The organism is Salinibacterium sp. SWN139 (genome assembly GCF_015864625.1).
Taxonomy (GTDB): domain Bacteria; phylum Actinomycetota; class Actinomycetes; order Actinomycetales; family Microbacteriaceae; genus Rhodoglobus.
In genome coordinates, this window is sequence record NZ_JADYWV010000001.1 from 106415 (window position 1) to 126142 (window position 19728).

Annotated in this window: 18 protein-coding genes; 14 read left to right on the forward strand and 4 right to left on the reverse strand. The window is 62.2% G+C overall.

Translation table 11 applies throughout. The features are described from left to right. The first annotated feature begins 36 nt into the window (after positions 1–36). The gene (locus I6E74_RS00520) at positions 37–477 is read left to right on the forward strand and encodes a nitroreductase family deazaflavin-dependent oxidoreductase (RefSeq protein ID WP_197121977.1); all 441 of its coding nucleotides are present in this window, start codon (positions 37–39) and stop codon (positions 475–477) included. A 183-nt stretch (positions 478–660) separates the two neighbouring features. Here I6E74_RS00520 and ddaH read toward each other — a convergent pair whose 3' ends face one another. After that, the gene (gene ddaH, locus I6E74_RS00525) at positions 661–1497 is read right to left on the reverse strand and encodes a dimethylargininase (protein ID WP_197121979.1); all 837 of its coding nucleotides are present in this window, start codon (positions 1495–1497) and stop codon (positions 661–663) included. Positions 1498–1600: 103 nt separating this feature from the next. On the opposite strand from ddaH, the gene I6E74_RS00530 reads away from it, so the two are divergent. The 12 genes from I6E74_RS00530 (at position 1601) to I6E74_RS00585 (ending at position 13799) form a co-directional block, all read left to right on the forward strand. Further along, positions 1601–2038, forward strand: coding sequence for an Lrp/AsnC family transcriptional regulator (locus I6E74_RS00530; RefSeq protein WP_197121981.1), 438 nt, complete (start codon positions 1601–1603; stop codon positions 2036–2038). Between the two features lie 247 nt (positions 2039–2285). Beyond that, positions 2286–3458, forward strand: a complete 1173-nt coding sequence (locus tag I6E74_RS00535; RefSeq protein ID WP_197121984.1) for an ABC transporter ATP-binding protein — start codon at positions 2286–2288, stop codon at positions 3456–3458. Positions 3459–3471: 13 nt separating this feature from the next. Further along, positions 3472–4653, forward strand: a complete 1182-nt coding sequence (locus I6E74_RS00540) for a spermidine/putrescine ABC transporter substrate-binding protein (RefSeq protein WP_197121986.1) — start codon at positions 3472–3474, stop codon at positions 4651–4653. 23 nt (positions 4654–4676) lie between these two features. Further along, complete coding sequence (locus I6E74_RS00545; protein WP_231601081.1) at positions 4677–5627, forward strand: ABC transporter permease; 951 nt, start codon at positions 4677–4679, stop codon at positions 5625–5627. After that, positions 5624–6466 (forward strand): ABC transporter permease, encoded by an 843-nt coding sequence (locus I6E74_RS00550; protein ID WP_197121987.1) that lies wholly within the window; start codon positions 5624–5626, stop codon positions 6464–6466. The genes I6E74_RS00545 and I6E74_RS00550 overlap by 4 nt, the downstream gene beginning before the upstream one ends. 55 nt (positions 6467–6521) lie before the next feature. Further along, positions 6522–8183 carry an amidohydrolase gene (locus tag I6E74_RS00555; RefSeq protein WP_197121989.1) on the forward strand — a complete coding sequence of 554 codons (1662 nt, stop codon included), beginning with the start codon at positions 6522–6524 and terminating at the stop codon, positions 8181–8183. A gap of 33 nt (positions 8184–8216) precedes the next feature. Next, positions 8217–9644, forward strand: coding sequence for an FAD-binding oxidoreductase (locus I6E74_RS00560; protein WP_197121991.1), 1428 nt, complete (start codon positions 8217–8219; stop codon positions 9642–9644). A 124-nt stretch (positions 9645–9768) separates the two neighbouring features. Next, positions 9769–10461: a TetR/AcrR family transcriptional regulator gene (locus I6E74_RS00565; protein ID WP_197121993.1), complete on the forward strand. Its 693-nt coding sequence runs from the start codon at positions 9769–9771 to the stop codon at positions 10459–10461. Further along, positions 10461–11168, forward strand: a complete 708-nt coding sequence (locus I6E74_RS00570) for a hypothetical protein (protein ID WP_197121995.1) — start codon at positions 10461–10463, stop codon at positions 11166–11168. The genes I6E74_RS00565 and I6E74_RS00570 overlap by 1 nt, the downstream gene beginning before the upstream one ends. Continuing rightward, the gene (locus I6E74_RS00575) at positions 11165–13024 is read left to right on the forward strand and encodes a YhgE/Pip domain-containing protein (protein WP_197121997.1); all 1860 of its coding nucleotides are present in this window, start codon (positions 11165–11167) and stop codon (positions 13022–13024) included. The genes I6E74_RS00570 and I6E74_RS00575 overlap by 4 nt, the downstream gene beginning before the upstream one ends. Before the next feature lie 4 nt (positions 13025–13028). Further along, complete coding sequence (locus I6E74_RS00580; protein ID WP_197121999.1) at positions 13029–13385, forward strand: cupin domain-containing protein; 357 nt, start codon at positions 13029–13031, stop codon at positions 13383–13385. 45 nt (positions 13386–13430) lie between these two features. Continuing rightward, positions 13431–13799: a hypothetical protein gene (locus tag I6E74_RS00585; RefSeq protein WP_197122001.1), complete on the forward strand. Its 369-nt coding sequence runs from the start codon at positions 13431–13433 to the stop codon at positions 13797–13799. Between the two features lie 35 nt (positions 13800–13834). On the opposite strand, the gene I6E74_RS00590 is transcribed toward I6E74_RS00585, so the two are convergent. The 3 genes from I6E74_RS00590 to I6E74_RS00600 form a co-directional block, all read right to left on the reverse strand. Then, positions 13835–15022: an MFS transporter gene (locus tag I6E74_RS00590; protein WP_197122003.1), complete on the reverse strand. Its 1188-nt coding sequence runs from the start codon at positions 15020–15022 to the stop codon at positions 13835–13837. Between the two features lie 81 nt (positions 15023–15103). After that, positions 15104–15565, reverse strand: a complete 462-nt coding sequence (locus I6E74_RS00595) for a hypothetical protein (RefSeq protein ID WP_197122006.1) — start codon at positions 15563–15565, stop codon at positions 15104–15106. 219 nt (positions 15566–15784) lie between these two features. Next, positions 15785–16150 (reverse strand): cupin domain-containing protein, encoded by a 366-nt coding sequence (locus I6E74_RS00600; RefSeq protein ID WP_197122009.1) that lies wholly within the window; start codon positions 16148–16150, stop codon positions 15785–15787. A gap of 511 nt (positions 16151–16661) precedes the next feature. Between I6E74_RS00600 and I6E74_RS00605 the strand changes: the two genes are divergently transcribed. Continuing rightward, positions 16662–19673, forward strand: coding sequence for a cell wall-binding repeat-containing protein (locus I6E74_RS00605; RefSeq protein WP_197122012.1), 3012 nt, complete (start codon positions 16662–16664; stop codon positions 19671–19673). Positions 19674–19728: the final 55 nt, after the last annotated feature.

Here is a 19728-nt window from a genome sequence, read left to right on the forward strand (position 1 = left end):
GCACCCACACTCCTGCAGAAGCGCGACAATAGAACCATGAGCACCAGCAACCGCCTCAGCGACCTCGGTATGAAACTCATGAACGGCGTGCACCGCACGATCCTCGCCGTCTCGGGCGGCCGCCTCGGCTGGACCCTCGGGGGCATGCCCTCACTCGAGCTTCACACCACGGGCCGGGTGTCGGGCATCCGCCGGTCGACCATGCTGACCGCTCCCGTGCACGGCAAGGGCCGCTGGGTTCTCGTGGCCTCTAAGGGTGGCGACGATCGCGACCCGCTCTGGTATCGCAACCTACAGGCGAATCCGGATGCTGAACTCACCATTCGTGGACGCACCTTCCCGGTGCACACTCACACCGCCAGCCCCGCCGAGAAGGCCGAGCTGTGGCCTCAGATTGTCGCCGCCAACTCCCGCTACGCCGAGTACCAGACCAAGACCACGCGCGACATCCCCGTCGTTATCTGCGAAGAGCGCTAGTCCGCGAGCCGTGAGCAAAAACACGAATGGCCCGCGCTCGCGGCGCAGGCCATTCGTTCTGTTCAGTGCGCCAAGCGCATCTTCTCCGGCGAGCAGCGAGATCTAGGCATCGCGCCGCTCACCGGTGAAATCGAGGCACCCACCGCAGAGAGCGCCGAAGTTACGGGTTCCGTGCCGCGCTGTCTAGCGGCGAAGTTCCAACGTGCAGCACTTCACGCCGCCACCGCCGAGCAGCAGCTCGGAGAGGTCGACGCCAATGGGGTTGTAGCCGCGTTCTTTGAGCTGGCGCTCGAAGTCTTTGGCGCGCGAGGCGATGACGACGTTGTAGCCGTCGCTGTAGGAGTTGAGTCCGAGCACTGCCGCATCCTCTTCAGTGGCGAGGATGGCGTCGGGATACAGTGCGCGGAGTTTCTCAAGCGAGGGCTCGTCGAAGGCGCTCTCGAGGTAGGCAATGTTGGTTTCGTCGAGCTTCGCAATGGCGGTGTCGACGTGGTAGAAACTCGGGTTGATGAGGTTGAGCGAGACAACGTTGCGGCCCGAGATCTCGGCAAGCTCGCGGTGGCTCTCGACGGAAGTGCGGAATCCCATACCGGCCAGGATGTTGTCGCCAACAAGGAGGAAGTCTCCCTCGCCCTCGTTAACGTTGGCGGGATCGAAGACCTCGAGGCCGTTGGCGCCGAACCACTCCATGTAGGCGGGGCCTTCTGCTTTGCGCTCGTCGTAGGTGAAGAGAGCGCCGTAGGCCTTGCCATCAATCACGAATCCGCCGTTAGCGGCGTAGACCATGTCGGGCAGGCCATCGATGGGGTCGATGAGCTCAACGGTGAAACCAAGGTTGATGTAGGTGTCGTAGAGCGTCTGCCACTGCTTCACAGCGAGGCTGGTGTCGGTGGGGTCGTTGGGATTCATCCACGGGTTGATGCTGTACGTGACCGTAAAGAAGTCGGGACGGCACATCAGCACGGTCTTCGCGATGGCCTGGCGTGCAGGCGTGGTCGATTCGGTGTCAGTGATCGTCATAGCCCCAGTGTTTCACGCACCTATCCGCAATGTCTCCGCAATCTGCGCACTATTTACGCGCATACCCTAGCCAGCGCACAACAATCCACCGTACGCTGAAGAGATGGACAAGCTGGACGCAGGAATCATCGACATGCTCCGCCTCAACGCCCGCGCAGGCTATGGAGATATAGGGGAAGCCGTGGGGCTTTCGGCCTCCGCAGTTAAACGGCGCGTCGACCGCCTGGTTGCCAACGGCACCATCCGCGGCTTCACCGTGCAGGTCGATCCCGCCGTCGATGGCTTGGGAACCGAAGCGTACGTAGAACTCTTTTGCCGTGGCAACGTCGCTCCGCAGGAACTCAAACGCATCCTCAGCGCCATTCCCGAAGTGGTGGATGCCGGAACAGTCAGTGGGTCTGCCGACGCTGTCGTTCATATGCGTTCGCGCGACATCCACTCGCTTGAAATTGCCCTCGAGCGGCTGCGCACCGCCTCGAACATCGACAACACTCGCAGCTCCATCGTTCTATCGCGGTTGATTCACCGACGCTACGAGTAACGATGCGCCCCGTCGTGGTTCTGGGGAATCTCATAGATTTACGCACTAAAAACGCCCAATAACAACGAAATCCGTTCTGTAACACGATCTTAACCATGTATACCGTTGCGTCTCGCCGGTTTTTCCGGTTGACTACACCAACAGTTGCGAATAACTTTTCGCGATCTTGGAGGTACGTAGCGTCGTGACAGAGTCAGCCCAGAACACAGCTCCCGCAGGTTCAGCCGCGGGAGGGTCCAGTGCAGAAATGACCGGCGCTAGCGAGCCAGAGGGTTCTGTTGTCCTTGAGGGCGTGACCAAAAAGTTTGGTGGCGCTATCGCTGTCGACAACATCAGCTTGAACGTGCGCCCCGGTGAGTTCCTCTCTCTGCTCGGCCCCTCGGGCTGCGGCAAGACGACGACCTTGCGCATGCTCGCGGGCTTCGAAGAGCCGACCTCGGGCAGCATCCGCATTTCTGGGCAGGATGTCGTGGGCATTCCTCCCCACAAGCGCAACGTCAACACGGTGTTCCAGGCCTACGCTCTCTTCCCGCACATGAGTGTTGCCGAGAACGTGGCCTACGGTCTTCGCCAAAAGGGCACTCCCAAGTCTGAGATTCGCGAGCGCGTCACTGAGTCACTCGATCTCGTGCAGATGCGCTCGTTCGCCGACCGCAAGCCCACTCAACTGTCGGGTGGCCAACAGCAGCGCATCGCGCTCGCCCGGGCCCTCATCAACCGCCCCGCCGTTCTTCTTCTCGACGAGCCCCTCGGTGCACTTGACCGCCAACTGCGCGAAGAAATGCAGATCGAGCTCAAGCTTCTGCAGTCCCGCCTCGGCATCACCTTCATTTTCGTCACGCACGACCAGGGCGAAGCGCTCTCGATGAGTGACCGCATCGCGATCATGCGCAAGGGCCGCATCGAGCAATTGGATGACGCCGACTCGATCTACGATTCGCCGGCGAGCGCCTATGTTGCTGGCTTCATTGGTCAGCAGAACTTCATCGCAGGCACGATGACAAACGATCTGTCTGTCATGGAGTCGCCGTTCGGAATTATTAACGCTTCGGGTCCCCATGAAGATCTCGCGGCCGGCATGGATGCTCAGGCCGCCGTGCGTCCCGAAGCTGTTGCTGTTGCGCTCGCCACCGGAGATTCAACGAGCACTGCTGCGAACCAGATTCGCGGCGAGGTTATTGGGGTGTCCCATCAGGGAGAGACGCTTCAGTTCTTGGTGTCGATCGGAAACGACCAGACGCTGCTCTCTCGGGTTCCGCGCCCGAACGCGCCACGTCTGGCTGTCGGCGACTCAGTGCTGTGCACCTGGGACACCGCATCCGTTCATCTTTTCCCGAGCGATCAGGCGAGTCAGGCTCAGGCCGATATTGCTCGCGCGGTCTCCAACCCAGCCCCACCAACCAGTTCAATTTCTCTCTAGAAGGAGCAGCCCGATGTCCCACGAACAGCCCATTCGCATTCTTGCCTCTACCGCGGCAACGAAGATCATGAAGAGCGAACTGAACCGTCGTCGCTTTCTCGCGCTGTCGGGTGCCGCAGCAAGCGCTGCCGCTCTAGCCGCGTGCAGCACAGATTCCGACACTGGCTCGGCGACCCAGGCGACCGGCGGTGATCTTGAAAGTTCCCTCTCGGTCTACAGCTGGGGTGACTATGACGACCCCGATCTGGTCAGTGAATTCACTGACGAGCTGGGCCCGACGGTCACGTTCGATGCCTTCAACTCCAACGAAGAGCTCATCTCGAAGCTGGTTGCTGCGCGCGGCACCAGTGGCTACGACATCGTCGTTCCGACCGGCCCGTTCATTCCGCAGATGATCGAGAACGGCTTGCTCAGCAAGCTCAACCTCGACCTCATCCCGAATATCGCCGACATGGATCCCGACTTCCTTGGTCGTGACTGGGACCCCAACAACGAGTACTCCATCTGCAAGGCCTGGGGCACGACTGGTTTCGTCTACGACAAGACCAAGATCACTCGCGAACTCACCAACTGGACTGACTTCATCGACGCCGCCCAGAACGAGGCCAGTGGCAAGACCTCGGTGCTCGACGACCCCGCTCCCCTGCTCGGTATCTACTACTGGGCTAACGGCATCGACTGGAACACCACCGACGAGGCCGACCTTGCTGCCGCGGAAGAGTTCCTGACCACTCAGCTCGCCCCGCACATCTCCGCTTTCGACTCCTACCCCGGTGGTGCCGCTATTCCGCAGGCGCAGCACATGCTCATGCAGTCGTGGAACGGTGACGCTCGCATCGGCATCATGGAGAGCGAAGACCCCGACCGCTGGCAGTGGGTGCTCGGTTCCCCCGACACTGAACTGTGGATGGATAACTGGGCTATCGCTGAGGGCGCACCCAACCCTGAAGCGGCTCACGCTTTCATTAACTACGTGCTCACACCAGAGGCATCGCTGCGCGAACTCGACTACATCGGCTACCACACCGGCGGAACGGGCATCGAGGACACAGCACGTGCCGAGGGCCTCGAAATGCTCGACCTCGTCTTCTTCGATGAAGATCAGATCAGCACCATGCACACTCAAGCCATCGGCGACGCGCAGCAGCGCATCGTCGAAATTTGGGACAAGACGAAGGCGTCGGCCGGCGCCTAACCCGCGACCATCCGGAATTTACTATGACCACTACCGTTGAAGGCCGAACGGCCCCACCGCGAAAGGCGCCATCAAAGCGCCCTCGCTGGTTGAAGCTGCCCAGCTTTGCCCTCGCCATCCCGGCGTGGGCGTGGCTGTTCGCCTTCTTCGTCGCGCCCGTCGCGCTCGTGGTCTGGTTTAGTTTCGGATACAAACCGGGCATCTTCGGAACCCACGCTAATGACGTGCTGTCGTTTGACCGGTACGCCGAGGCGTTGTCTCCGACGTTCTTTACAACGTTCCAAAACACACTGTGGGTGGGGGTGGTCGGCACCCTGATATGTCTGGCCATCTCCATCCCATTCGCTTACTGGCTCGCGTTCAAAGCCCCCATCGCTCGCCGCGGAATTCTGCTCGCGATGGTCATGATCCCGTTCTGGACCAACTTCTTGGTTCGCACTATCGGTTGGCAGATCATCCTCGCGCCGAGCGGCATCCTCTCAGAAGCCCTCCAGTCGATTGGCATGCTGAACGAGCCCCTCGAAATCCTTTACACCCGCACCGCCGTACTTATCGGTGTCGTCTACAACTACCTGCCGCTCATGATCCTGCCGATGTTCGTGGCCTTCGACCGCGTATCGCTGCCGATGCGTGAAGCGAGCAAAGACCTCGGCGCCGGGCGCTGGTCAACGTTCATGAACGTGACACTGCCCCTCGCGAAGCCCGGCATCGTCGTCGGCATCCTGCTCGTCTACATCCCGCTCATGGGTGACTACATCACCGCTACCGTTCTGGGTGGAGCAAAGGGAAACATGGCTGGCCAGATGGTCGCTAACCAGTTCCAGACCGCCCAGAACTGGGCGCTCGGTTCTGCCATGGCCGTCGTGCTTGTGCTTACCATCCTGACCACAGTCGGCATCGCGGCGCTTGTGGCGTGGCTTGCGGCCTGGCCGCTTCGCGCCAACCAGCGCCTCGTGTTGGGAGACAAATCATGAACCGCCTGACACTTACTGACGTGTCGCTCAAGGTCTGGGCCGTGATCGTTTTCGTGTTCCTCTTTGCGCCCATCGCCGTCATCATCATCTACTCGTTCAACGAGGGTCGCCTTCTGGTGGCGTGGGATGAGTTCGGTTTCGGCTCCTTCGCCGCCATCGTCACTAAACCAGCCATCACGGATGCCGTGCTGGTGTCGATCCAGACCGGCTTCATTGCGGCACTCATCGCGACCGCTCTCGGCACCATGGCGGGCGTTGCGCTTGCTCGTCGGGCCGGCAAGTGGGCACCCGCGTTCCTGATTTTGCTCGTGCTTGTTACCGTCACCCCTGAAATTGTGGATGCCGTTTCACTCTTGCCGTGGATGGTCTTCCTCGGTCAGGATGTCGGCCTCAGCATGTTCGACAACGGAATCGTGCGCCTCGTCGTTGGTCACTCTCTGTTCGCGACCGCCGTTGTGGCGTACATTGTGCGCTCGCGCCTAGTCGGGATCGATGAGAGCTTGGAGGAGGCCGCGGCTGACCTCTACGCTCCCCCGTTCAAGCGCTTCACGCAGATCACTCTTCCGCTGGTGATGCCCGCCGTTCTCGCTGGCGGCTTGCTCTCGTTCACCTTGAGCCTCGACAACACAATCGTTTCGGCTTTCGTTCAGGTCTCGGGTTCCACTCCGTGGCCTGTCTATGTGCTGAGTGCCGTGCGCACCGGATTGCGGCCTGAAATTGCCGCCGTCTCGACGATCATGCTGCTGCTGACGCTTCTGGCTCTCGGCCTCGTGGCCTACGTCTTGCGTCGAGCTGGCGATTCTGCCACTGACATCGCGAAGACCGTTGGTGGCGGCTAGGTCGCTCCCCCGCTCCTGACCGCAGCAGTTCGAATGAACCAGAAGGTGCACGACCATGACGTTTGCTGACCTCGTTTTTACCGGTGGCCCCGTCTTCACGGCTACCGGCGATGAGCCCTGCCGCGGAAGCGTGGCCGTGCGCGACGGCCGCATCATCGCGCTCAGCAGCGTCGACGCCGACATCCAACCGTTTATCGGTCCAGACACCGAGGTCATCGACCTCGATGGCAAGTTGCTGATCCCCGGATTTCAGGATGCTCACGTGCACGCCGTGTGGGGCGGGCTCGACCTGATCCGCTGCGACCTCTCGCAAGACTCGACGCGCGATGAGTATGTAGCGCGGCTGAAGGACTATGCCGCGGCGAACCCTGAGCTCGAGTGGATTTTGGGGGGCGGCTGGAACATGTCGGCCTTTCCCGGGGGCACGCCCACGGCATCCGATCTCGACCTGGCTGTTACCGACCGGCCCGCATTCATCCCGAACCGTGACGGTCATGGTGCCTGGGTGAACTCTCGCGCGCTTGAGCTTGCCGGCATCACGGCTGAGACCCCCGACCCCGCCGATGGCCGCATCGAGCGCGACGCCGACGGCAACCCGACGGGCACGCTGCACGAGGGCGCGATGGCGCTCGTGAACACGCTGCTGCCCGAAACCTCGCCCGAGGACTACACGCGCGCGCTCATGATCGGGCAGGAGTATCTGCACTCGCTCGGTGTGACCGCGTGGCAAGACGCCATCCTCGGTGGTTACGGGGATGCCGGCGACGCCACTCCCGCGTACATGGCTGCGGCTGAGTCGGGAGACCTCACCGCTCGCGTGGTTGGGGCCCTCTGGTGGGATCGCACGCGTGGCCCTGAACAGATTCCCGAGCTCGTGATGCGCCGCGAGAAGAACGCCGCTGGTCGCTTCGCCGCGACGAGCGTGAAAATCATGCAAGACGGCGTTGCCGAAAACTTCACGGCTGCCATGCTGGAGCCCTACCTCGACGGCTGCGGTCACCACACCGACAACTCGGGCATCTCCTTCGTGGATGCCGAACAGCTGATCTCGAACGTGACCGAACTCGATGCGCTCGGCTTCCAAGTGCACTTTCATGCCATCGGCGACCGCGCCGTGCGCGAGTGCCTCGATGCGGTGGAGGCCGCGCGAGCGATCAACGGCCCCAACGACAACCGTCACCACATTGCGCACCTTCAGGTCGTGCACCCGGATGACATCCACCGCTTCGCTGAGGTGGGCGTCACCGCCAACCTGCAGTCGTACTGGGCTGCGCTCGAACCGCAGATGGTCGACCTGACCCTGCCGTTCTTGGGTGACCCGCGCAGCTCGTGGCAGTATCCGTGGGCGGATCTGCACCGCGCCGGAACGCACTTGGCGTCGGGCAGCGACTGGTCGGTATCGAGCCCCGACCCGATGGCGGCCATCCACGTTGCCGTGAATCGCCTGGCAGCTCCCGGCCACGAAGAGGGCGAGTACGACGCGTTCTTGCCCGAACAGAGCATCGATCTGCTCACCGCGATGACGGCCTACACCGCAGGCAGCGCGTTCACTAATCACTTGGATGAGACGGGAACGATTGAGGTCGGCAAACTCGCCGATCTGGTCGTGCTCGATCGGAATCCCTTCGCGGGTGCCAAAGCCGACATCGGCCGCACCCGCACCGAGCAGACGTTCGTCGAAGGCGAGCGCGTGTACCGCGCGCCCGCCCAACCATAAAACTCGCCATCAGGCGAGAGAGGAAAGTGCCCCATGGGCAAGATAGTGTTCGAAAGAAATGTGCCAGCGGCATCCGTCATCAGCCACGCCCTTGAGGGCTCGCTGCAGAAGCCGTTCTGGATCGATGACGTCACCGGCGCCCCCACCTTTAGCGCGCTGAAGTCAGACGTCACCGCTGACCTCGCCATTGTGGGAGGAGGATATCTCGGCCTCTGGACCGCGGTGCTCGCGAAGCAGCGCAACCCCGACGCTCGCGTTGTGCTGCTCGAAGCCCGCGAACTCGGCTGGGCTGCCTCGGGCCGCAATGGCGGTTTCTGCGAAGCTAGCCTCACCCACGGTGAAGAGAACGGTCTGAGCCGGTGGCCAAAAGAGTACGACCAGCTCGAACGCCTCGGCCTGCAGAACCTCGATGAGATCGAGGAGACCGTGAAGACCCTCAAACTCGATGTCGACTTCGAGCGCACGGGTTCACTTGACCTCGCCATCGAAGAACACGAGATCGCGTGGCTCAAAGAGACCACGACCGACACCGACACCGTCTTTCTCGACGAGGCCGCGATCCGCGCCGAAGTGAACTCGCCCACGTATCTCGCTGGCATCTGGAACAAGCGCATCAACGCGATCATTCACCCCGCCAAGCTCGTTCATGAGTTGGCGCGGGTCGCGATCGAACTCGGAGTTGAGATCTTTGAGAACTCGCCCGTTCGTGAAGTCGCGACATCCGGTGGCCCGACGGATGCCGCAGTCGTGCACAGCAAGCATGGTCGCGTTCACGCCGCCAAGGTTGCGCTCGCGACTAATGCCTTCCCGTCGTTGCTGAAGCGTGCGCGCCTGCAGACGGTTCCCGTGTATGACTATGTGCTCATGACGGAGCCCTTGAGCCCGGAGCAACTCGCCTCGATCGGCTGGTCGAACCGCCAGGGTCTCGCCGATATGGCCAACCAGTTTCACTACTACCGCCTCAGCGCCGACAACCGCATTTTGTTCGGTGGCTATGACGCGATTTACCACTACGGCCGCAAAGTCCGTGATGAGTATGAGAACCGTCCCGAGAGCTTCGAGAAACTCGCGAGCCACTTCTTCACGACGTTCCCGCAGCTTGAAGGCCTCAAGTTCAGCCACCGCTGGGCGGGGGCCATTGACGCGTCGACTCAGTTCAGTGCGTTCTTCGGACTGGCCCGCAAGGGCCGCGTTGCGTATTCGGCCGGCTTCACCGGACTGGGTGTTGGCGCAACTCGCTTCGCGGCTCAGGTCATGCTCGACAAGCTCGACGGTCTCACGACTGAGCGCACCGAGCTCGAGATGGTGAAGAAAATGCCGTTGCCGTTCCCGCCCGAGCCGATCGCGTCAATGGGCGTTCAGGCCACGCGCTGGTCGCTCAATCAGGCCGACCATAATCAGGGTCGCCGCAATGTGATTCTGAAGACGCTGGATGCTCTGGGGCTCGGTTTCGACTCCTAGCGAGGTGTTCGCGCGACCGGCGCTTTCGCGGCTCCGGTCGCGCAACAACACGCCTCGCGCGACCACACCTGTCAGTCACCTGTAATAACTTGCACATGACTGTGCAAGTTATTACAGTGGCTGCATGACCACTTCCGCTCCCCGTCGCCCGCGACAGGACGCAGTCGATAACCGCGCCGGCATTCTCAGTGCCGCCACCGCCGCTATTGCCCACGACCCCCAGGCGTCGATCAACACCATCGCCCGCAGTGCCGGGCTCTCTCGCCGCGCTTTATACGGCCACTTCGCCGACCGCAACGCACTTCTCGCCGAAATCATCGATGCAGGCGCCGAACGTTTCAACCGCATCGCCAGCGACGTCACCGACACCGATGCTCAAGTCGCGCTTGCCCGCCTCACGTCACTGCTCTGGCAACAGGCCGCCCACGTGCAGGTTGCCGCCTCCATCGCCCTCGATGACGCTCACCTTGAAGCCACCGGAAAAGCGCTCGCGCCGCTAAGGCATGCTGTTGCCGCCATCCTCCAGCGCGGCCAGAACGACGGCACGCTCCGCACCGATGTGGATGTCACCACCCTCGCCCGCCTTGTCGAAGAGGCTGCGCGCGCCGCGATCACTCGCGTCGATGCGACACTGCCCGAAGCCCGTTCCCTCGCCGTGCGCACCACGCTCAGCATGGCCGGGCTCTCGTGGCGCGAGACGGTAGCGCTGCTTGAGGCGCATCCCGATATTCTCGGCGCTCCGGCGGCTGGCGATGTTGCGACTGCTGACGCCACTCCCGCAACCGCCGACACTGCGACTGCTGGGACCAAACGCTGATGCGCGTCGAGTTGAGCGGAGTGACGAAGGGTCACGACGCCGAAGACTTGCCCGCGACATCCATCACTTTCGAAAGCGGAAAAGTGACGCTAGCGGTAGCCGAAACCGAACAGCGCCCGACCGTGCTCGGCCTTATTGCCTCTGGTCGCATGCGGCCAGACTCGGGCACCGTCACGATCGATGGTCGAGCGGATGCCCGTGCTCTCCGCCGCAGCGTCGCTCTCGTTGACGCGCCCGGAGTTTCTGATCCGGATGCTGGAGTGCCGCTCGTCGGTGTCGTCGCCGAAGAGCTGATGTTCGCTGGCCGTCGCGCCGACCCCATCTCGGCTCGGCGCTGGCTCGACGCGGCAGGCTTTCGTTCGCTTGCCTCGACCGCGATAGCCGATATTGAGCCGATCACGAGACTGCGGGTGCTGTGCGAGCTAGCCGTTCTGCGCCCCCACGTCGAAGCCCTCGTCGTGACCGCGCCCGACCGCCATGGCGGCCAGCCCCTCGACTGGTGGACCCTCTTCGGCGAATTTGCTGATCGCGGCCTCGCCGTTCTCGCGGTCGCCGGTCGCGCCTCCGAATGGGCCATTACCCACGCCGATGTGATCGAGCGTGCCGAATCTGCCGAAGCATCCCTGCGCAACAGCCTGGGCGCTTTTGACGAACGTAGCGCCGCCTGGGCCCAAAGTGGCGGCGGCGTAGGAGTAGACAACGCATGAAGGTTCCCGCAATGATCGCCGCTGAACTGCGACGACTCACTTCGTCACGCATGGCGATGCTCGCTTTGCTCGCGCTCATGCTGGTGCCTGTGCTCTATGGCGGCGTGTACCTGTGGGCCAACCAAGACCCCTACGGCAGCTTTGCTGAAGTGCCGGTCGGGTTGGTCGTCAACGACGATGGCGTGCCCGCAGACGGCGATGACGAGGCTGTGAACTACGGCCAGCAAGTCGCCGACGATCTGCTCGAGGGCAATGACTTCGAATGGCACGTGCTTTCCCCCGGCGACGCTGAGACGGCGCTGGCCGACGGCGATGTCGACTTCACGGTGACCATTCCGCACGATTTCTCGGATGCCCTCACCTCCATCGCGGACACTGATCCGCATCAGGCTGAGATCGACCTCGAAACCAACGATGCCAACAACTACTTGGCGTCCACGATCGGCAAACAGGCCGTCGAACAGATCCGGCGGTCGGTAGCGGAACTCGTGGGAGAAGAAGCGGCCGGCACTCTGCTGACGGCGATCTCTGACATCCGGTCGGAGCTGTCGGATGCCGCCGATGGCGCCTCCCAACTTCTCGACGGCTCGCACGACGCCGTCTCTGGTGCTGGTGAACTCTCGGATGGCGCGAGCACTCTGACTTCGGGACTGACCGAGCTCAGCACCGCCACCGACACCCTCGCGAGCGGAGCCGACCAGCTCTCCGCCGGAGCAGCCCAGGTCGCCGCCGGCAACACCGAGCTTGCCGGGTACGCCGATCGCGCGGGCACGGCTGCCCAGGACATCGCAGATGCCCTGCCCACCGCTCGCGCCGACCTCATCACCGCGCTCACCGAGCAGGGGCTCGACGCGACCGAGATTGACGACGTACTCACGGCACTCGACCCGCTCAGTGATCGCATTGCGGCGGGCAACGGTACCGTGCAGTCCGCGGTGTCGCAGGTCGATGAACTTGCCGCCGGCGCGAACACGCTCGCGAGTAGCGCAGCTGAGCTCGCCTCGGGGGCGCAGCAGATTGCCACAGCGACCGGCTCTGCGACATCCGGAGCATCAACACTTAGCGATGGAGTGAGCACCCTCAAAGACGGGCTCGGCACTCTCGCTGACGGCACCGCCGAACTGCGCGACGGGCTCGAAAGCGGCGTCCAGGAACTGCCCGATTCGAGCGAAGCACTGCGAGCTCTTCAGGCCGAAACGATCGCTGACCCGGTCGCGGTCGAGACCAGCGCTGTGACGACCGCCGGCAATTATGGTGCCGGCCTTGCCCCGTTCTTCACGGCTCTGGCGGGCTGGATCGGCATCTACGCCCTCTTCCTCATCGTGAAGCCCGTCTCCAAGCGCGCCGTCACCGCCCTGCGATCACCAATTCGTGTGACCCTGGCCGGCTGGCTCACACCCGCCGTGCTCGGCGCGCTGCAGATGGTGGCACTGTTCGGCATTCTCGCCATCGCTCTCGGCTTCAACTTCACGCATCCCCTCGGCACCCTCGGGGTGATGATCGCGGCAAGCTTCACCTACGCGGCCATCATTCTGGCACTCAACATCTGGTTCGGCTCCGTCGGTCAATTCTTGGGGCTCGTGCTCATGGTGCTGCAACTCGTGACCGCCGGCGGCACCTTCCCGTGGCAAACGCTGCCTGCACCGTTAGCTGCCCTGCACCACGTTCTACCGATGGGCTACGTCGTGGATGCCATGCGCCAGTTCATGTACGGCGGCGACCTTGCCAGAGTCGGCACCGACGCTCTCGTGCTCGGCGCCTGGCTCGGTGGCGCGCTCATCCTTTCAGCCATCGGAGTGACACGCATGACCCACCGCCGCACCCTGCGCGATCTGCAGCCCAGTCTCATAGGCTGAGCCCATGACCGAACCCGCAGCACTCCTCAGCCCCGGCACGCCCCTTGCGGCGAGCGCCGTTCCCATCGCCCACGAAGCCCTCGGGGCCGACGAAGTGGTGGAGGGCACTCCGACCGCGGGCTACGCCGTGCTCGACGCCCTCGGCGACAATGAGATCGGCGTCTGGGAAATGACCGTGGGCACCGCAACAGACACCGAGGTCGATGAGGTCTTTGTTGTCATTAGCGGGCGCGCCAGCATCCACTTCGCTGCGGATGATCGAACCATCGCTGTGGGCCCCGGCGATGTTGTGCGGCTCACCGACGGCATGCAGACCACCTGGACGATCACCGAAACCCTGCGCAAGATCTACATCAGCTAGCTCGCGTGCGCCGCCGAGCACGGCTGCGTCGCGTACCGTAGGAGCATGATCACACGCCGGGAAGTTGCACTCCGCCTCGACATTCCTTTGGAGATGGCGAGACGGCATGACCTCCCGAATCGCATGTCGGATGCCGAGTTCGAAGAGCTACAAGCCAACCCGCCAGCCTGGCTGGTTCAGTCGCTTGCCAACCGCACCGGCAAGCGCCCCGTCTGGATGCAGCTCACCTGCACGGTCTGCGGCTTCACGGAGGCGGCTCGCCCCAAGAAGTGGTGGCCAGCGTTCACGTATCTCACGTGCGATTGGCATGACGCGGATGAGCTTCCCGCTCCCGCTGAGGGCGTGTTCCGCTCCGAGGTCGACGGCATTGGCAGTCGCTTCGTCGGCATCGTCGACGAAGCCGTTAAGTCCTGAGCTGACTCCCCGGCGGCGTTCGCGCGGGCACTGAACTACTTCGTCGGTAGTGGTTTCGCTGCGCCGGCAAGCACGAGTGCCACCACAATCGGCACTCCGATCGCGAGCAAAGCGCCCCTGATTCCGACGGCGTCACCGAGGAAGCCCAGCAGTGGCGGCCCGGCAAGGAATGCCACGTAGCCGATAGTGGCAACGACAGACACTCTGGCCGCAGCGTGCTTGGGGTCGTCGGCTGCTGCCGACATCCCCATCGGGAAGGCGAGCGCGGCCCCGACCCCCCAGAGGGCGACCCCGATCAGCGCGAGCCAGAGGGTGGGCGCGAGCACGAAGATGGTGAGACCGATGGCGGCGGCAGCCATACTGCCCCGCAAGACAGGAACCCGACCGAAAGCATCGATCGCCCGGCCACCGAAGAAGCGCATAGCCGTCATCGCGAGCACGAATGTCGCGAACATGAAGGCACCGTTCGCTTCGGTGACCTCGAGTCCGTCGACGGCGGCCTTGGCGATCCAGTCGTTTCCGGCACCCTCCGTGAGGGTCGCGCCAAGCACGACTACTCCGATCAGCAGGGTGCGGCGGTCGCTCCAGGCGCTGCGCACTTTCGGCGAAGCAACGTCGTTCTCGGGCTGAGCTGGCTCCGGGATGCGCGGCGCAAAGTAGCGCGGCAGCCATTGCGTCGCCACCGCTACGACTACGGCGATGACAAAGAGATGCGCCGGCAGCCCCACGCCGAGGTTGGCGAGGCCCGCGCCGATGATGGCGCCGAGGAATGCTCCCCCGCTGAAAGCGGCGTGCAACTGCGGCATGATGGTGCGCCCCAGCCTGTGTTCCACGTCGGCACCCTCGATGTTGATGGCGACATCCCAGAGCCCAATTCCGATACCGAAGACGAAGAGGGAGATCGCGGTGCCGACGGTGGTCTCAGCAGAAAGCGAGAGCGCAATGCCTGCCCCGGCGAGGGCGGCAAACAATCCCCCGGCGCGCACCGTGTTGGCGGCGCCGATCCGCTCGGTGATGTAGCCCGCCGTCGGGAGGGCGACAAGAGAACCCACCGCGAGGCACAGCAGTAGTCCGCCCATCTGGCCCGGCGTGAGGCCCAGCGTCTCGGTGACGGCCGGAATACGGGCCGCCCAGCTGGCAAACACCAACCCGTTAATTCCAAAGACGACGAAGGTCGCAATCGTGGCGGCGCGAAGGCGAGCCGGAGTGGCAGTGGCGGTCATGGGGCTAATTCTCTCAGCAACCCACCCCCGCTGATTACGGCAGCGGCATTGGCGAAATGTCGACGTCTACCGCGCCGAGGGTCACGGGAAGAGGAACGTGCCGCCGCCATCCCAGTCAGCGCTCGGAAGCAGCGAGAACCAGGCATAACTGATGATCAAGGATGCGATCGTCAGAATGACAATGCCGGCGGCGGCACGGTCGAGATAGCGCATCGCGTCCGCAACCGTGCTGGCACGGCGCTTCACTGTGCGGATCGCAAAAATTGTGGTGACAGCGATCGCGAAGTAGATGACGCCGCTGGGCGCCTGAGCCAGAGAGACGCACTGCGGCACGCTGACGACGACGTTGCGGTCCGCGTCGACCAAGCCGCCTTCGCCATTGAGCGCGGCCGCACAAATTCCCTTGCCCACGAGAAGAAATGCGCCGTAGCCGACCGTCGCGAGCGCCGCCGTGACAATAAGTTGTTGGGTACGCGCCACAATCACCTTGGCCTGCGACAGGTCGGCCGACTCCGCCACCTCGGTCATCGAGTCCTGTGACATGAGAAAATCCTCGCGATCGTTCGTAAGCCCCTTCCCCGCCCGTAGGCTAGGCCAAAAGTCGAGAAAATGTCGAGCGACTAATGGGCAAGCGACAATTAATCGCCGCAAACGTGGACAGCGATAGTGCAGTCGGACATGTACTGAGTAGGAGCAACCCTACGAAGCGGAGAACATGATGGACAGAACAACCGAATTGCTCGACGCGAGCGTACGGATCAGCTAGCCCAGCTCGCGGAGCGCAGAAGTGCGGTCGCCGCCAGCGTCGCCGGTGTTCACTGTCCCGCCGAGTTCAATGATGACGGCGGATACCTCGTGCTCCGCCTTCGGGCAATGTTCAACGCCGCGCGGGATCACGAACAGTTCGTTCGGGCCGAGCACAATGTCGCGGTCCCGCAGTTGGATGGTGAGCTCCCCCTCCACCACCAAAAACAGCTCATCTGTTTCGGGGTGGGAGTGCCACACGAACTCGCCCTGCAACTTCACGATTTTCACGTCGTGGTCATTGACGCGTGCAACACGGTGTGGCTGCCAATGCTCAGAGATACTGGCGAGGGCGGCGGTGAGGCTGGATGCGGCGGCTGACATGCGCCAACCCTAGCGGGACGCTGATCGGTGAGGAGTAAGTGCCGCCGCGACAGATGTCGGACGCGGCTCCTACTCCTCATCCGACCGCTTTGTCTACCCCTCGCTTTACGAGTGAGCACGACCGGGTAGACCAGTTTGTCCACCGCTAAAAGTGTTCTACTTTTCGGTCTCGCTGAGAAATCGCCCGAACTGCCCTGAACTGGAGCCAACATCGAACCCCGTGGTGCTTCAGCTCACACCGATTGGAGGCAGCCCGTAGACCACTTTGGCTCGGCTATGAATCGCCTGAGAAAATACCACTTTGCAAATGCCCCTGATTTTCCGGAGTTTCCCTCGATACCACTTTGTGTTCCTCTGTTGCCCCGAGAACCCCGGCGATAGGGTTTCGGCGTACCGTGCATGGCTGATCTCTGTGCGTCGATTCGTTTTACCCGATTTACCAGCCTTACCCGGCTTACCTGCACGACCTGATTTACCCCTTCACCCTCCGAACCCGAATCTGGAGAGTTTCATGTTGTTGACCCATAAACGTCCGCCTGCCCAAAATCGGCCAGCCCTCACGAGAGCGAGCGCGAAGAAGCTCCTCGCTGTTGCATCCACCGCGCTGCTAGCGATCGGAGTCTCTGTAACTGGTGCGCTTCCCGCCACCGCAGCAGCAGTGCCCACCACCGAGGCATGCGCCGCAGTGACTAACGGCCCTATCGCTACTAACCAAACTTCTCAGGGTTGGACCTTCACCGACACACGCGCTCAGGGTCACAATGACTTCACAGCCGCGGGACTTCACGTGTGGACCGAAGGCGCGACCTCCGCTGACAAAGCAGCCGCGTACAAGTCAGTCGATCTTGCGCTCAAGGATGCCGGAGTGCCGGTGGTTAACTTTGTGTCGAACTCTGGTGGCGTTCCTAGCCTCCAACTCATCACGGACTTCGACAACGATGGCACTGCTGATGGAATCTTGGTCGGCGAACCATCGTTTTACGGCAGCGATTTCTGGGTGCCGAACAGCGCGGCAGCTTTCGTTAAAGACAACGCCCCCGACACTTCGGGCGGTCACGGGAGCGCCTACCACGGCACACTCGATGAGTGGCTCGTGGAATTCCCGGATGCTCGCGTACTCCAGATCGGCTACAGCCTCGGCTCAGGCGTTCTGGGTGATGCCGTTATCGAGTCCATCGAAGTAGGTTGTGTGAGCTACGGCTTCAGCGTCGATAACGCGTATTCGGCCTCCACCACCGTCGCCGTTGACGACTCCGAGATTGCACCGTTCGAGGATTCCGATCCCGCCTCCGCCAGCTACAACTACGAGACCTGGCATGAGGGCTACAACAGCAACACTGTGCGGGCGTACTCGACTGAGGCTGATGGACTGCACCTGGGTGACGGCACCCCGTCGCAGGTGATGCTGGGAACCCCCGGGCCTGTTACCGCCACGGAGCTCGAAGCACTTATCACGAGTGCAAGCATCAATGTTCTTGAGGGCAAGGTGACCTTCCAGATTCCCATTACGTATGGCACCGCCGCGAACTTCACGACAGTTCGCTCAACTTCGTTGGTGTCTAGCAACGAACATCACTTTGATGTAACCGACAAGTGGGTGACATCTCGACCGCTCAAGCTGGCTAACGGCTCGACGTTCACTCCGGAGAACGCCTTCACCATCGCGGACCTTGTCGCCTTCCTTGGCACTCAAGGGAACATCACCCTTCTGGGCTTCGGCGTGCAGGCAGATAGCTCGGCTGTCGTTCAAGACTTGGTGTTCGACGACACGAACTACAGCTTCGTGCCCACCGCTGCGGAGGCGACCACTGATCACGTTGTGGTCGCGTACGACGAGATTGCACTCAATGAAACCCCCGCGAACTACACCACCTGGCATGAGGGCTATGCCAATGCGACGAAGTCCTTCTCCGTTGCGGCTGATGTGCTTTCGTTCGGAAGCCCGTCACACTCTCAGATTCTCAAAGGTCTAGAAACTCCGGTTGACGGCAGTGACCTCTACGCGCAACTCACCCGCCACGCTGCGGTGACCGTGGATAGTGGCCTCATCACCTACCAGGTTGCTTTCACACACGACGGAGCTATCGGTTGGGGAACCATCCGTTCCGCAAGCCTGGACGCCGGAGAACACACGTTCAACCTCAGTGACCCGTGGAAGTCGAGCAAAAACATCGGCACCGCAATTGTGGCCAACACGGAGTACGCGCTCGGCGACATCCTCGATGCTCTGAACGCTCAAGGCAACGCGCTGGGCACTGCTTTCGGCATTCAGGCCGATCATGCTGCACAAGTCTCGAGCCTGACGTGGGGCACCACCGAGTACAGCTTCAGTCTCAAAGTAATTGCGGCTGCCCCCGCAATCTCTGGAACCGCGATGGTTGGGGAAACTCTTACGGCGCAGCCGAAAGCTAGCGTGTGGATGCCATCCACCGGCGTGACGTTCACGTACCAGTGGAAAGCGAACGGCACCGCAATTTCGGGAGCAACCGGCTCAACATACAACGTTGCGGCTGCGGAGCTCGGCAAGAAGATTACGGTCACTGTCACTGGTTCCCTCGCGGGCTACACCAGCGCATCCGAGACTTCGCCGACAACGAGCTCAGTAGTCAACGACCGCATCGTTGTTTCGCGCCTCTCGGGTGCCGACCGCTACGCGACTGCCGCTGAGATTGCTCAGGAGTGGGACAGCGCTTCCGTTGTCTACATTGCGACGGGCGCTGGTTTCGCGGACGCTCTCAGCGCGAGTTCTGCTGCTGCCTACAAGGATGCCCCGCTGCTGCTGACTGACCCCAAGTCACTGTCTGCCGCGGCTAAAGCTGAACTGCTGCGATTGAAGCCGAGCAAGATCATCATTGTCGGAGGAAGCGGCGCCGTCTCGAACAGTGTGAAGGCGAGCCTTCAGTCGCTGTCGTTCAACCCGTCGGTGACTCGCATTGGCGGCGCTGACCGTTACGCAACATCGCGACTGTTGGCACAAGCAACGTTCCCGGCCTCAACCGTGACCACCGCTTATGTTGCCAACGGTAGCGACTTCCCGGATGCGCTCACAGCAACCCCTGCTGCCGCCAACCTTGGTGGTCCAGTCGTGCTGATTCCTGGCAACGCAAGCAAAGTTGATGCGGCAACCGTAACGCTCTTGAAGTCTCTGGGAGTGACCTCGGTGAAGATCGCCGGCGGCAGTGGCGTTGTCTCTAGCGCCATCCTGACCAACCTGAAGACGAACTTCTCAACCGTCAAGCGCAACAGTGGTTCCGACCGCTACGCGACCGCGGTTGCGATCAATGCCAACGAGTTCTCTTCAGCGAGCACCGTCTATCTCGCTACAGGCTCCGGGTTTGCGGATGCTCTCGCCGGTGCCGCTCTCGCAGGATCACAAAAAGCTCCGCTCTTCATCACTCCATCGAATTGCGTGCCGCAGTCAGTCCTGACAGCGATCACCAATCTAGACAACCCGAAGGTAGTACTGCTCGGTGGCACGGGAGTGCTCACCTCGTCAGTGGCAAGCCTGACTGTCTGCAGCTAACACTGCACAAGCAGTAAAGGGAGTGTGGTCCGCACCAGTGCGGGACACACTCCTT